This window comes from Ancylobacter sp., assembly GCF_965229075.1.
Taxonomy (GTDB): Bacteria; Pseudomonadota; Alphaproteobacteria; order Rhizobiales; family Xanthobacteraceae; genus Ancylobacter.
Genome location: NZ_CBDDIO010000002.1, coordinates 3,312,483 through 3,324,888 on the forward strand (window position 1 = coordinate 3,312,483; position 12,406 = coordinate 3,324,888).

The 12,406-nt window shown below is 67.9% G+C and carries 18 protein-coding genes; 12 read left to right on the top strand and 6 right to left on the bottom strand.

The features are described from left to right. Nucleotides 1-69: 69 nt before the first annotated feature. From ACO07Z_RS21415 to ACO07Z_RS21425, 3 genes are all read right to left on the bottom strand, one after another. Nucleotides 70-1,017: a DMT family transporter gene (locus tag ACO07Z_RS21415; RefSeq protein WP_421700545.1), complete on the bottom strand. Its 948-nt coding sequence runs from the start codon at nucleotides 1,015-1,017 to the stop codon at nucleotides 70-72. A gap of 110 nt (nucleotides 1,018-1,127) precedes the next feature. Beyond that, the gene (locus ACO07Z_RS21420; protein WP_421700546.1) at nucleotides 1,128-2,306 is read right to left on the bottom strand and encodes an FAD-dependent monooxygenase; all 1,179 of its coding nucleotides are present in this window, start codon (nucleotides 2,304-2,306) and stop codon (nucleotides 1,128-1,130) included. A gap of 9 nt (nucleotides 2,307-2,315) precedes the next feature. Next, a complete protein-coding gene (locus ACO07Z_RS21425; RefSeq protein WP_244376248.1) occupies nucleotides 2,316-2,564 on the bottom strand; it encodes a zinc-finger domain-containing protein in 249 nt (82 codons plus the stop codon). Nucleotides 2,565-2,730: 166 nt separating this feature from the next. On the opposite strand from ACO07Z_RS21425, the gene ACO07Z_RS21430 reads away from it, so the two are divergent. From ACO07Z_RS21430 to ACO07Z_RS21475, 10 genes are all read left to right on the top strand, one after another. After that, complete coding sequence (locus tag ACO07Z_RS21430) at nucleotides 2,731-3,717, top strand: hypothetical protein (RefSeq protein WP_421700547.1); 987 nt, start codon at nucleotides 2,731-2,733, stop codon at nucleotides 3,715-3,717. Between the two features lie 20 nt (nucleotides 3,718-3,737). Beyond that, nucleotides 3,738-4,106, top strand: coding sequence for a DUF4087 domain-containing protein (locus ACO07Z_RS21435; protein ID WP_421700548.1), 369 nt, complete (start codon nucleotides 3,738-3,740; stop codon nucleotides 4,104-4,106). An 8-nt stretch (nucleotides 4,107-4,114) separates the two neighbouring features. Then, nucleotides 4,115-4,630, top strand: coding sequence for an O-acetyl-ADP-ribose deacetylase (locus ACO07Z_RS21440; protein ID WP_421700549.1), 516 nt, complete (start codon nucleotides 4,115-4,117; stop codon nucleotides 4,628-4,630). Nucleotides 4,631-4,701: 71 nt separating this feature from the next. Further along, nucleotides 4,702-5,454, top strand: a complete 753-nt coding sequence (locus tag ACO07Z_RS21445; RefSeq protein ID WP_421700550.1) for an alpha/beta fold hydrolase — start codon at nucleotides 4,702-4,704, stop codon at nucleotides 5,452-5,454. Between the two features lie 44 nt (nucleotides 5,455-5,498). Continuing rightward, the gene (locus tag ACO07Z_RS21450) at nucleotides 5,499-5,792 is read left to right on the top strand and encodes a type II toxin-antitoxin system RelE/ParE family toxin (protein WP_421700551.1); all 294 of its coding nucleotides are present in this window, start codon (nucleotides 5,499-5,501) and stop codon (nucleotides 5,790-5,792) included. A gap of 2 nt (nucleotides 5,793-5,794) precedes the next feature. Continuing rightward, a complete protein-coding gene (locus ACO07Z_RS21455) occupies nucleotides 5,795-6,088 on the top strand; it encodes an addiction module antidote protein (protein ID WP_421700552.1) in 294 nt (97 codons plus the stop codon). 347 nt (nucleotides 6,089-6,435) lie between these two features. Further along, nucleotides 6,436-7,296 carry a serine O-acetyltransferase gene (gene cysE, locus ACO07Z_RS21460; RefSeq protein ID WP_421700553.1) on the top strand — a complete coding sequence of 287 codons (861 nt, stop codon included), beginning with the start codon at nucleotides 6,436-6,438 and terminating at the stop codon, nucleotides 7,294-7,296. A 112-nt stretch (nucleotides 7,297-7,408) separates the two neighbouring features. Beyond that, a complete protein-coding gene (locus ACO07Z_RS21465) occupies nucleotides 7,409-7,621 on the top strand; it encodes a DUF3126 family protein (RefSeq protein WP_018391302.1) in 213 nt (70 codons plus the stop codon). Nucleotides 7,622-7,626: 5 nt separating this feature from the next. Further along, nucleotides 7,627-8,157, top strand: a complete 531-nt coding sequence (locus tag ACO07Z_RS21470; protein WP_421700554.1) for a gamma carbonic anhydrase family protein — start codon at nucleotides 7,627-7,629, stop codon at nucleotides 8,155-8,157. A 26-nt stretch (nucleotides 8,158-8,183) separates the two neighbouring features. Continuing rightward, nucleotides 8,184-8,720, top strand: a complete 537-nt coding sequence (locus ACO07Z_RS21475) for a GNAT family N-acetyltransferase (protein ID WP_421700555.1) — start codon at nucleotides 8,184-8,186, stop codon at nucleotides 8,718-8,720. Here the strand turns inward: ACO07Z_RS21475 and ACO07Z_RS21480 are convergent. Next, complete coding sequence (locus ACO07Z_RS21480) at nucleotides 8,717-9,373, bottom strand: transglutaminase-like cysteine peptidase (protein ID WP_421700556.1); 657 nt, start codon at nucleotides 9,371-9,373, stop codon at nucleotides 8,717-8,719. The genes ACO07Z_RS21475 and ACO07Z_RS21480 overlap by 4 nt on opposite strands. 213 nt (nucleotides 9,374-9,586) lie before the next feature. Between ACO07Z_RS21480 and ACO07Z_RS21485 the strand changes: the two genes are divergently transcribed. Together ACO07Z_RS21485 and ACO07Z_RS21490 are read left to right on the top strand one after the other, a co-directional pair. Beyond that, a complete protein-coding gene (locus ACO07Z_RS21485; protein ID WP_421700557.1) occupies nucleotides 9,587-10,387 on the top strand; it encodes a rhomboid family intramembrane serine protease in 801 nt (266 codons plus the stop codon). Between the two features lie 155 nt (nucleotides 10,388-10,542). Further along, nucleotides 10,543-10,974 carry a CBS domain-containing protein gene (locus ACO07Z_RS21490; protein WP_421700558.1) on the top strand — a complete coding sequence of 144 codons (432 nt, stop codon included), beginning with the start codon at nucleotides 10,543-10,545 and terminating at the stop codon, nucleotides 10,972-10,974. 172 nt (nucleotides 10,975-11,146) lie between these two features. On the opposite strand, the gene hisI is transcribed toward ACO07Z_RS21490, so the two are convergent. Both hisI and folE read right to left on the bottom strand, forming a co-directional pair. Beyond that, the gene (gene hisI / locus ACO07Z_RS21495) at nucleotides 11,147-11,647 is read right to left on the bottom strand and encodes a phosphoribosyl-AMP cyclohydrolase (RefSeq protein ID WP_421700559.1); all 501 of its coding nucleotides are present in this window, start codon (nucleotides 11,645-11,647) and stop codon (nucleotides 11,147-11,149) included. A 25-nt stretch (nucleotides 11,648-11,672) separates the two neighbouring features. Continuing rightward, nucleotides 11,673-12,311, bottom strand: coding sequence for a GTP cyclohydrolase I FolE (gene folE, locus ACO07Z_RS21500; RefSeq protein ID WP_421700560.1), 639 nt, complete (start codon nucleotides 12,309-12,311; stop codon nucleotides 11,673-11,675). Between the last annotated feature and the right edge of the window lie 95 nt (nucleotides 12,312-12,406).

A 12,406-nucleotide genomic window follows, 5' to 3' on the forward strand; every position in this document is an offset into this window, starting at 1 on the left:
CGCGTAGCGCTGCTGGCTGACGACCCCGGCGCTGCGCTGCGCTTTGGCCGGGGATGACGTGCGAAACGGCTACGCTGTCCCGCGCGCCGGCCGCGTCACCAGCCAGATGCCGAGCGCGATGGGGACGATGCCGAGGAAATCGAGCGGTAGCACGGCCTCGCCCAGCAGCAACCAGCCGAAGAACAGGCCGAGCGGCGGCATGAGGAAGTGCAGGCTGGAGGCCGCTGTCGCCGAAGCGCGGGTGAGCAGATAGAACCATAGGCCATAGCCGCCGATGGAGACGCCGATCACCAGAAAGGCGAGGCCGCCGATGAGGTTGGCGGTGAGGCGGATATCGCCGGTGCTCTCGGTGGCAAACGCGACCGGGATCAGCGCCAGCCCGCCGGCCAGACACTGCACCGCATTGCCGCTCCAGATGCCGCCACGCGGCGCGAGATATTTGAACGACAGCGTGCCGGCGGCCAGCGCGGTGACGCCCCCGGCGATGAGCAGCGTGCCGGCCAGCGTTTCATGCGCGCCGGCAAGGCGCGAGCGCAGCACGATGACGACGCCGATCAGCCCCAGCGCGATGCCTGCCCATTTCGCCGGGCTCATCTTCTCGCCCAACAGCGGGCCGGCGCCGAGCGCCACCAGCAGCGGCAGGCAGCTCGTCAGCACGGCGGTGTAGGCGGAGGAGGTGAAGGTGAGGGCGGTCCAGTTGAGGCCGAGATAGACCGCATTATTGAGCACGCCGATGCCGATGAGCGCGACGATATCCCGCCGGCGGATCGGCGGCAGGCCCTTGCGGCGGGCGCCGCTGTCCCACAGCGGCGCAAGCGCCAGCATCAGCGAGCCCGCCAGCAGCAGCCGCACCGCGAGCAGGATCAGCGGCGGGCAGTCCGCCAGCGCCATTTTGGCGCCGGCAAAGGCCGAGGACCACAGCACGCAGAACAGCGCCACCAGCAGCGGCAGCGGCAAAAACGTCGCCGGCGCGGCCGGGACGGCGCCAACCGGGTTCGCCTTTGAGGCTGGGGGCATGCGTCGTCTCCACATGGGTCGCGGAGAAACTAGGCGTCGCGGCTTCTATCGGAAAACGAGATGTTCTCATGGGGGGCATGAGAAAAGTCGATCAGAAGGCGAGCGCGCCGTTACGCCCGCCAGTCATAAATCCAGCGGTAGCGTTCCAGCACCGCGCTTTCGGGCTGGAACCGCATGACCAGATCGCGGGCGAGGCGGACCGGGCCCTTGAGATGATAGATGCGATCCATGCCGCGCGCGGCGCGCTGCACGCGGGCGGTGCGCGGCTGGCGCGCGGCCTCGTAGCGGCGCAGCGCGGCGGGGATATCGTCCGCACCGGCCAGTTCGCGCGCGAGCACCACCGCGTCCTCGATCGCCTGCGCCGCGCCCTGAGCGAGAAAGGGCGGCATGGCATGGGCGGCGTCGCCCAGCAGCGTCACCGGCCCGTCGCCCCAGCGCTGGAGCGGATCGAGATCGAACAGCGCCCAGCGCAGCCAGCGTTCGGGCGCGTCGAGCAAGGCGCGGGCCGGCGTGCACCAGCCGCGGTAATGCGCCAGAAGCTCGTCGCGCGCCGCGGCCTCGCTCCAGCCATGCACCTCTCGCTCGTCGGGCGTGACGGCGACCAGATTGATCGCCCGGCCAGCCTTGACGGGATAGGTGACGAGATGGGCGCCGGGGCCGATCCATAGCCGCGTGACCGGATCGGTGAGGGCGGCGGGCAGCGCGTCGACCGGCACGGTGGCGCGCCAGGCGGCGCGGTGGCGGAAAGAGGGCGTCGCCTGCGGCTGGAGCGTCCGCCGGACGACGGAGCGCAGCCCGTCGGCGCCGATCAGCGCGTCGGCGCGCAGGGTCTCCGTGCCGCCGGCAGGGCGCAGGCCCAAGGTGACGCCGGAGGCGTCGGGTGTGAAGCTTTCCAGCGCATGGCCGAGCTTGAGGGTGATGGACGGCACCTCGCGCACGGCGGCGAGCAGGGCGGCTTGCAAATCGGCGCGGTGGATGACGAGGAAGGGTCCCCCGAACCGGGCCTCGGCGGCGGCGCCCATCGGCCCGCCGGCGATCCGTGTGCCGGTCCGCCCGTCCAGCACGGCGAAGGCGGTGGGTAGCACGGCCTGCGCGGCCACGCGCTCATAGACGCCGAGCGCTTTGAGGCAGCGCGTGGCATTGGCGGCGAGCTGCACGCCGGCACCGGCCTCCTCCAGCACGTCCGCCCGCTCAACCAGCGTGACGGCACAGCCGGCTTGCGCCAGCGCAAGGGCGGCGGTGAGGCCGCCAATGCCGGCACCGGCGATGGCGAGGGAGCGGGCGGGCAAGGGCCGCGCTCAGGCGGCGGCCGGAATCTCGAACAGCGCGCCCGGCGGGTTCGATTCGGTGCCGTGCAGGTGGGAATCGAAGGTGTAGAGGGTCGAGCAATAGGGACAGATGATCTCAGCATCCGACCCCATGTCGAGAAACACATGCGGGTGGTCATAGGGCGGCAGCGCGCCCACGCACATGAATTCCTTGGCGCCGATGGCGATCTTCGCCACGCCGGCCGAATTGTGGAAATGGGGAACGACGTGGCCCGCCATGATGTCCGCCTGTCCGCGCTCGCGTTGAAATCGGCGCGACCATAGCCGCTGGCGCGCCCGGGTCCAAGGGGCCGGATGCCGCGCCTGTGCACGCCGCCCCCATCGCTTCGCCATAATGGCCGGGCAGAAACGTGACATCGCGCCGCGCCCTCCCCATATCGCTGTCATGTATCGCTTCTTCGCCGCCTTCGGCTTCCTGCTCGCCTTCGCGGGCGCCGCCCATTGGGTGGTGCCGGCGGGACGGCATGCCCTGGCGCTGGTGAGCGCGCAGGATGATGCGGCGCGGGTCGCCGATCTGCAGCTCACCGGCGTGCTGACCGAGGCGCGCGTGGCGCAGGAGATCGACGCGGCGCTGGCGGAAGGCGACGGCGAGCTGGCGGCGAGTTTTGTCGAACTCGCGCAGGAGCGCGGCGTGCCGGTGACGACCGAGCGGCAGGCCCGCGTCGCCCTCGCCAACGCGCCGGGCGCAAGCTTTGCGCGCGGGGCGGGGAGTTTCGGCCATGGCTTCCTAACCGGGCAGGGCGAGGACATGGCGGGGCTCGCGGGCGCCGCCGCCGGCGATCTCACCGCGTGGGGCGATGTGCGCGATCTCGGCCGCGAGGCGGCAAACTGGGCGCGCGGCGAGCCGGTCGACCATTTCATGGTCAATCTCGCCGGCATCGGCATCGTGGCGACCGGGGCGACCTATGCCGCCTTCGGCGCGCCGCTGACCTTCCGCGCCGGGCTCTCGGTGCTGAAGGGTGCGCGGCGCGCCGGCGTGGTCGGCGGGCGCTTCGCGGGGAATATCGCGGCGGCGGTGCGTGGCGGCTCGAAGGCGCAGCTTGCCGCGCTGGTGGGCGATCTCGGCACGGCGGGCTCGAAAGCAGGCACGCGCGCCACCTTCGCCGGGCTACGCCATGTCGACGATGCCGCCGGTGCGGCGCGGCTGAGCGCGCTGGCGCAGGCCAAGGGCGGCAAGACGCTGGCGGTGGTGAAGACGCTGGGGCGCGGGGCGCTGTTCCTCACCGAGGCGATGGCCAAGCTCGCCTATTGGATCATCGCCGCCGCGCTGAACGTGCTCGGCCTCATCGCCTCGTTCAATTCCATGGTGGTGGCGATGCTGCGCCCGATGTGGAAGAAAAAGCGGCGCCGGCCGCAGCCCCTGCCGGCGTGAGGCCTGCCGAGGAGATACCGATGCGCCGTTTCCTGCTGACGCTGAGTTCGCTCGCCGCGCTCGCGCTCGTCGCCCTTCCGGCCGGCGCGGCGGAAAACCGCTGCGGCTGGTATGTGAATCCGACGCCGGGCAACTGGTATCTCACCGACCGCGACGGCGACTGGTGGATGCGCTCGCAGGGCGGGCTGGAGGCGGAAGGCTTCGACAACGCCCCCGATTTCGATTCCAAGCAATATGTGAAACTGCAGCCGAACGGCTATGGCTATGGCTGCGCCTGCCTCAGCGTCGATACCGACAAGGCGGAGATGAACATTACCCGCATCTATTCCGGCACGATCCTGCCGCTGTCGCGCTGCCGCAACGACAAGGCGCTGAAGAAGCCGGGCTAAGCCGACCGATGACCACCCTGCGCGCCATCAAGGCCAACATCACCACACTTGCCGTCGATGCCATCGTCAATGCGGCCAATTCGTCACTGCTCGGCGGTGGCGGCGTGGACGGCGCGATCCACCGCGCGGCGGGACCGGAGATGCTGCACGAATGCCGGCTGCTCGGCGGTTGCCGGACCGGCGAGGTCAAGATGACGCGCGGCTACAATCTGCCGGCGCGCTTCGTCCTGCACACGGTCGGCCCGGTCTGGCGTGGGGGCGGGCATGGCGAAGATGCGCTGCTGGCGCAGTGCTATGGCGGCAGCATAGAACTCGCGCGCACGCACGGCCTCGGCAGCATCGCCTTTCCGGGCATCAGCACCGGGCGCTACGGCAATCCCATCGCGCGGGCGGCGGATATCGCGGTGGCGACAGCGGCGGGATTCCGTGGCCAGCCGGGCGTGCCGGGGGACATCATTTTCTGCTGCTTCCCCGACGCCGATCTCCTTGTCTATGAGAATCTCCTGGCCGCGCTGGAGACGTGACGCCCTCGCGCCAGCGCTTGGCAGGGCGGGGCGGGCTCATTAGCGTGCGCGCTCCCTGAACGGAGCGCGCCATGCCGACCTTCTCCCATGACGGTATCGAATTCGCCTATCTCGACGAGGGGGAGGGCGCGCCGATCGTGCTGGTGCACGGCTTCGGCTCAACCAAGGAGATCAACTGGGTCGGGCCGGGCTGGGTTTCGACCCTCACCGGGGCGGGGCGGCGGGTGATCGCGCTCGACAATCGCGGCCATGGTGCCTCCGCCAAGCTCTACCAGCCGGAGCTTTACGATCCCTGGCTCATGGCGCGTGACGTGCTTGCGCTGATCGACCATCTCGGCCTCCCCCAGGTCGATTTGATGGGCTACTCCATGGGCGGGCGCATCAGCGCCTGCGCCGCGCTGACCGCGCCGGAGCGGGTGCGCGCGCTGGTGCTGGCCGGCATCGGCATTCATCTCATCGCCGGCGCCGGCCTGCCCATCACCATCGCCGACGCGCTGCGCGCCCCCAGCCTCGACGACGTGACCGACCCGATGGGCCGCATGTTCCGCGCCTTCGCCGACCAGACGAAAAGCGACCGCGAGGCGCTCGCCGCCTGCATCGTCGGCTCGCGCCGCACGCTGAGCCGCGAGGAGGTGATGCGGATCGCCGTGCCGACGCTGATCGCGGTCGGCACCCGCGACGAGGTCTCCGGCGCGGCGGCCCCGCTCGCGGCGCTGATATCAGGCGCGCGCGCGGTCGACATTCCCGACCGTGACCACATGCGCGCCGTCGGCGACAAGGTGTTTAAGGAGGCGGTGCTGGCGTTCCTGAGCGAGCAGGTGTGAACTCGCGTTTACAGCGCGCGGTATGTGAACTATAATTCACATTCATGATCGAGGTTCGGCAGACGGCGGAGTTCCTTGCCTGGTTCCGTGGCCTTAGGGACAGGCAGGCTCGGGCGCGGATCGACACGCGCATCGCCCGTCTTGCCGGCGGCAATGTCGGCGATGTCAAGCGTGTCGGGAGTATCAGCGAACTGCGGATCGACTACGGGCCGGGCTACCGGCTCTATTTCACTTGGCGTGGGGCGGAACTGGTGATCCTGCTCGCGGGAGGCGACAAGCGCACGCAGGCTCGCGACATAGCTCTCGCCACCCGCCTCGCGGCCGAATGGGAGGAGTGAGCATGGCGTTGGAGACGACCAAGTGGGATCCTGCGGACCATATCGAGACAGCCGAAGATGTGGCCGCCTATCTTGAGGCGGCGTTCGAGGATGGCGATCCGGCGGTAATCGCCACGATGCTCGGCGCGATCGCCCGCTCCAAGGGCATGACCAAGATCGCCAGGGATGCCGGGGTGACGCGCGAGGCGCTGTACAAGGCGCTGAGCGCGGAAGGAGACCCGCGTCTGTCCACGCTGCTCGGAGTGGTCCGGGCGCTCGGGCTCACGCTCACGGTGGCACCGAAAAGCGCGGCGTGAGAGGGGTCGGCAAGCCCAAAAACCAGAGTCGGATAAGCGGCTTGCCGGTCAACGCTCACATTCCGATTCCGCACCCGGGCCAACGCCTTTGTGTCCTTCCCGGCGCTTGCGGCGTGAGGTCGCCCGTCAGGCGGAATAATCGGAGTCGGCGGAATCGCTTGCGCGGGAAAGCTGATATTTCGATTCCGCGCGGTGTCAGCCTTGCTGTGGTCGCTCCCGGTGCCCGCACGCGGCAATGCAATCCTGCAATCCCGACGGCATATGCCGGCACCGGGTGCTGTGCTAGGCTCGTGTGAACTCGGGACATCTGGCCGACGCCGCAAAGGCGAACGGCGAGGGTAGAAAAAATGGCTGTGAACTCTCTTCAGCGCGTCGAGGCGCCGCGTGCGCTCGACAAGGTCGATCCGGTCTGGGCGCGCATCCGCGCGGAAGCCGAGACCATCACCCAGCGCGAGCCGGCGCTGGCGAGCTTCGTCTACTCCACCGTGCTCTACCACACCTCGCTGGAGCGGGCGGTGGCGCACCGCATCGCCCAGCGGCTCGACCATGGCGACGTGCCGGCGGACATCATCCGCCAGGCCTTCGAGGAAGCGGCCGCGGACGATCCGGGGCTTGGCGTCGCCATCCGCGCCGACATCGTCGCCGTGCTCGATCGCGACCCCGCCACCGACCGGGCGATCCAGCCCTTGCTCTATTACAAAGGCTTCCACGCCATCCAGACCCACCGTCTGGCGCATTGGCTGTGGAAGAACGGGCGCACCGATTTTGCGCTCTACCTGCAGAGCCGTTCTTCGGCGGTCAATCAGGTGGACATCAACCCGGCGGCACCGTTCGGGCGCGGCATCTTCTTCGACCATGCCACCGGCATCGTGGTGGGCGAGACGGCGGTGATCGAGGACAATGTCTCGGTGCTGCAGGGCGTGACGCTGGGCGGCACCGGCAAGGAGCATGGCGACCGGCACCCGAAGATCCGCCAGGGCGTGCTGCTGGGGGCGGGCGCGAAGGTGCTCGGCAATATCGAAGTGGGTCATTGTGCCCGCGTCGCCGCCGGTTCGGTGGTGCTGAAGCCCGTTCCGGCCCGCACCACCGTGGCGGGGGTGCCGGCGAAGGTGGTGGGGGAGGCCGGCTGTGCCGAGCCCTCGCGCAGCATGGACCAGATGTTCGACCATTTCGCCGATATGCCGACTTTCTTCGGCGAGGCGATCTGAGACGCGGGCATTCGGCGCGCCGGTGTGAACAGGCGATTGCGCCGGTGCGGTTGCGCCGGCCGTCGCGGCGTGGCAAGCCTGCCGCCCGATCAACCTCCCTGGGAGCACGGACTTGGAAAAGAAGGACCTGGAACGCGTCCAGACTTATATGCGGCGCCTGTTCACCAACACCCAGCTGCGCGTCGTCGCGCGCCCGAAGAAGAAGGATTCAGCCGAGGTCTATCTCGGCGACGAGTTCATCGGCGTCCTGTTCGAGGACAAGGAAGACGGCGAGCTTTCCTATAACTTCCAGATGGCCATTCTCGACACCGATCTCGAGGACTGAGGGCGATGCCGGTCTACGCGCTCGACGGGGTGGCGCCGGAACTCCCGGCGCTCGGCCGCTACTGGATCGCCCCCACCGCCGAACTGATCGGCAATATCGTGGTGGGCGACGAGGCGAGCGTGTGGTTCGGCTCGGTCATCCGTGGCGACAATGAGCGGATCACGCTCGGCGCCCGGGTGAATATCCAGGAACTGTGCGCGCTGCACACCGATCCCGGCTTCCCCATGAGCATCGGCGAGGACTGCACCATCGGCCACAAGGCGATGCTGCACGGTTGCACGATCGGCGCCAACAGCCTGATCGGCATGGGGGCGACGATCCTCAACGGCGCGAAGATCGGCCGCAACTGCCTAGTGGGCGCGGGCGCGCTCATCACCGAGGGCAAGGAATATCCCGACAACTGCCTGATCGTCGGGGCGCCGGGCAAGGTGATCCGCACCCTTGACGAGGCGATGGAAAAGCGCATCCACGGCACCGCCGCGCATTATGTGCGCAACTGGCGGCGCTTCGCCGAGGGGCTGAAGCGCATCGACTGAGAGCGCTTTGAACCGGAGGCGCCTGCATGGACGCGATCCGCACCGAACGGTTGGTGCTGCGAAATTTCCGCCCCGAGGATGCCTCCGACCTGCTGGCCTATCTGCGCGAACCGGCCGCGAGCTGCTTTCTCTCGCTCAAGCTCGATGATCTCGCGGCCGCCGAGGCCGAGGCGAGGGCGCGCGCCGGCAGCGACGAGCATATCGCCGTCTGCCTCGCCGCGACCGGCCGGGTGATCGGCGACGTGTTCGCCATGCCGGAGCCGCCCGACACTTTTTCCGTCGGCTGGAACTTCAACGTGGATTTTGGCGGCGCCGGCTATGCAACGGAGGCGGCGCGGACACTGTTCGACCATCTGTTCACGGTGAAACAGGCGCGGCGGCTCTATGCCTATGTCGAGGACGACAACATCTCCTCACGGCGCCTGTGCGAGCGGCTCGGCATGCGCGCCGAAGGGCTGTTCCGGGAGTTCATCTCCTTCCGGGCGGATGAGAACGGCGTCCCGGTCTATGAGAACACGCTGCAATACGCCCTGCTGCGCAGGGAGTGGGAGGCGGCCGGCTAGTTGCGGCCGACCGAGAGCGGCGCCAGCACGTCGCCGAGCGAGACCCAGCTGTCGGTGTTCTGCTGCGCCTGGCGCTTGACGAAGCGATAGCCTGTCTCGTGCCAGAGCAGGATCGCCGCTTCCTGATTGTCGAGCACGAGGTCGCCGCGGTCCGTCACCACGGTGAGGACCGCATGGCCGTCGCCCTTGTGGTCGCGCACCACGGTGACGAGCAGCGTGTCCGCCGGCCAGCCGAGTTCCACCAGCGTGCGGCGCTTGAGCAGCACATAATCCTCGCAATCGCCGAAGCCGTCGTCCGGATAGGTCCAGCGCTCGATCTCGCCGTAATGTTCGAGATCGGTCAGCGGCTGGATGCGGCCGTTGATCTCGTCATTGACCGTGCGTAGCTGGGCGAAATTGGCCTCCGTCAACGCCACCTTGCCACCGGTGCTGCCCGCCGAGCCGCAATCGGCGGGGTGCTCGGTGCAGAACTGGAAATAGCCCATCGGCACGCTGGTCTGCGCGCCGGGCGCCATATTGGCGGCGAAGCTGGAGAGCATCGCCACCGTCTTCTCCGCCTGTGCGGGCTCGGCGGGCGCCAGCACCGCCGCAAAGGCAGCCGCAACAACCGCCTGACCCGCCGCGAGAAGGGCCCGTTCGAGCCTCTTTTTCATCGCGTACCTCATCCCTGTCACTGGATGAGAGCTTAGCGCGAAGGATTTTATACGCGTCTAAGCGATGGCGACGATTCATCACTACGCCGGATAGAGAACGTTAATAGGTTTTTTATTGGCGTTAACCAAAGCAATAGGCAAACTGTTCATCACGCCGCTTAAGCTGGCGGAAACGGGTTTCGGCCCCGTGCGGCGCGGTGCGACCTTGCCGCCATGCGGCGGGACGCCTATGTCATCGGTGTGCTTGAACCGCCCCGCCTTGCCGCCCACAGACGCGAACCGCTTCTCAACGTGCCGCCGGTGATTACCGTGCTGGCGGCGGCGATGCTGCTCATCCAGCTGGTGCGTGACTGGGTGGATGTCGAGACGGGCATCGAGATTCTGGCGCTCTTCGCCTTCATTCCCGCCCGCTACGATCCGTCGATTCTCGCGGAGGGCGTGCTGCCCGGCGGCGCGGCGGCGGATGCATGGACCTTCATCACTTATGCTTTCCTCCACGGCGGCTGGACCCATGTCGGGCTGAACCTGTTGTGGATGCTTGTGTTCGGCACGCCGGTGGCGCAGCGTTTCGGCGTGCTGCGCTTCCTCTTGTTCTTCGCCTTCACCGCTGCGGCGGGAGCGGGACTGCATCTCGTCACCCATGAGGGCGAACTGGTGCCAATGATTGGCGCTTCTGCGACCGTATACGGCTTCATGGCGGCGGCGGCGCGCTTCATGTTCACCCGTGAAAGGCAGGGCGCGTGGCGTTCAGGCATGATGGACGGGGCTGCTCAGTTTCCGGCTATGCCGCTGACGGAGGTGCTGCGCAGCCGGCGCGTTATCACCTTCATCGGTGTCGTATTAGTCATCAATCTCGCCTTTGGCTTAGGCGTCCCCATGAGCCCCGTCGAGGGTACCTTGGCGTGGCAGGCGCATATGGGCGGCTTCCTCGCCGGGCTGCTGGCGTTCCCGCTGTTCGACCCCGTCCGCCGCCGGCCTGGCAGCGACAGCTATTCCCGCACCTCCCGTTTCTAAGTCGCCGAACTGATTGCGCCCGCGCCCCTTGCCTGCCGGAAGGTTAAGGCGGATCATTCCGCCATGGCTCACCCCGATGTGGGGAAGAAGCCGAACAAGGCGGGCGGTGGATGGAGCGCGTTCCAGCCGTCCCGCATTCCGGGAAGGAGGCTTGCATGACGGTTCGGACAATTCTTGAGGAAAAGGGCTTCGATGTTCAGACGATCGCTCCCGAGGCGACGCTGCGCGAGGCGACGGAGCTTCTGGCGGCCAAGCGCATCGGCGCCATCGTGGTGACGGACCCCGAGCGGCGGGTGGTCGGCATTCTTTCAGAGCGTGACGTGGTGCGCGTGATCGGCCTCGACGGGCCCGGCCGGCTCGACGACACGGTCGCCTCGGTGATGACCTCGCGCGTCGTCACCTGCGAGGGCAATGAGACGGTTCACCAGATCATGGAGCACATGACCGCCGGCCGCTTCCGCCACCTTCCGGTGGTGCAGGGCGGCAAGCTGGTCGGCATCATCTCCATCGGCGACGTGGTCAAACACCGCCTGGCCGAAATGGAGCGTGAGAGCCACGCCATGCGGGAATACATCCTCTCGGCGTGAGCCGCCTCGCCACACGTCGTCATCCCGGACGGCCGGCAAGCCGATCCGGGATCGCGGGCAGGATGGCCAACGATCCCGGCGCTACGGCTTCGCCTCCGGCGGGATGACGGCCGACAGCACCATCTCGGCCGGCTATCCGCACGGGAAGGATGATGGCCGGACTGTGCCGCCGCTAGAAGCGCGGCGTGTCGGTCTTCTTCGTCAGTCCGTAGACCTTGGCCGGATCGAACAGCGGGCCGTCATCATTGACGGCGAGCGTCAGTGCGGGCGTCGGCGCCGCGCCCAGCGGCACGGAACGGAAGAAACAGGAGCGGTGCCCGGTGTGGCAGGCCGCGCCGGGCACGCCGGGGCCGAGCGGGGGCATGCGCACGCGCAGAACCACCGCGTCCTGGTCGCAATCGACCCGCAACTCGACCAGCTGCTGGAGATGGCCGCTTTCCTCGCCCTTCTTCCACAGCCGCCCGCGCGAGCGGCTGAAATAATGCGCGACGCCGGTCTCGATGGTCAGGGCCAGCGCCTGCGCGTTCATATGCGCAACCATCAGCACGGTGCCGTCATCGGCATCGACGGTCACGGCGGTGAGCAGGCCATCGGCGTCGAATTTCGGGGAAAGGCGTTCGCCCTCCTCGATCTCGGCCTTGCTGCCGCGGGGGGCGAAGGAAATCTCGGTCATCGAAGCCTGTGTGGAGGCGGCGCCCCTACGGACGCAGGCCGCGCAGCAGGCTCATGAAGCGAACCTGCTCCTGCGGATCGTCGCGGAAAACGCCGGTGAACTGGGTGGTGACGGTGGACGCGCCCTGCTTGCGCACGCCGCGCATGGCCATGCACATATGCTCGGCCTCGACCAGCACGGCGACGCCGCGCGGCTTCAGGATTTCGTCCATCGCGGTGATGATCTGCGAGGTCAGGTGCTCCTGCGTCTGCAGGCGTCGCGCATAGATATCGACGATGCGGGCGATCTTGGACAGGCCCACCACACGCTCGACCGGGAAATAGGCGATGTGCGCCTTGCCGACGAACGGCACCATGTGGTGCTCGCAATGGGAATGGAACTCGATGTCGCGCACCATCACCATGTCGTCGAAATTGCCGATCTCGCCGAAGGTGCGGTCGAGAATGGTTTCCGGCCCGACACGGTAGCCGCTGTAGAGTTCCTCATAGGCGCGGACGACGCGCTTGGGCGTGTCGAGCAGGCCCTCGCGAGTCGGGTCGTCGCCGGCCCAGGCGATGAGCGTGCGAACGGCGGCCTCGGCCTCTTCACGGGAGGGGCGGCGCTCGGTGGAGGCCTCCTTCTCGCTCTGGGCGCTGCGCATCAGTGTTTCAAGCACGGCATCCATGACGAACTCCGTTCGACGACGCATTATGATCCGCAGCCCGACTGCTTCGGTCAAATCCGTCCTACGTGCCAATACCCGCCACGGATCAGCATCAT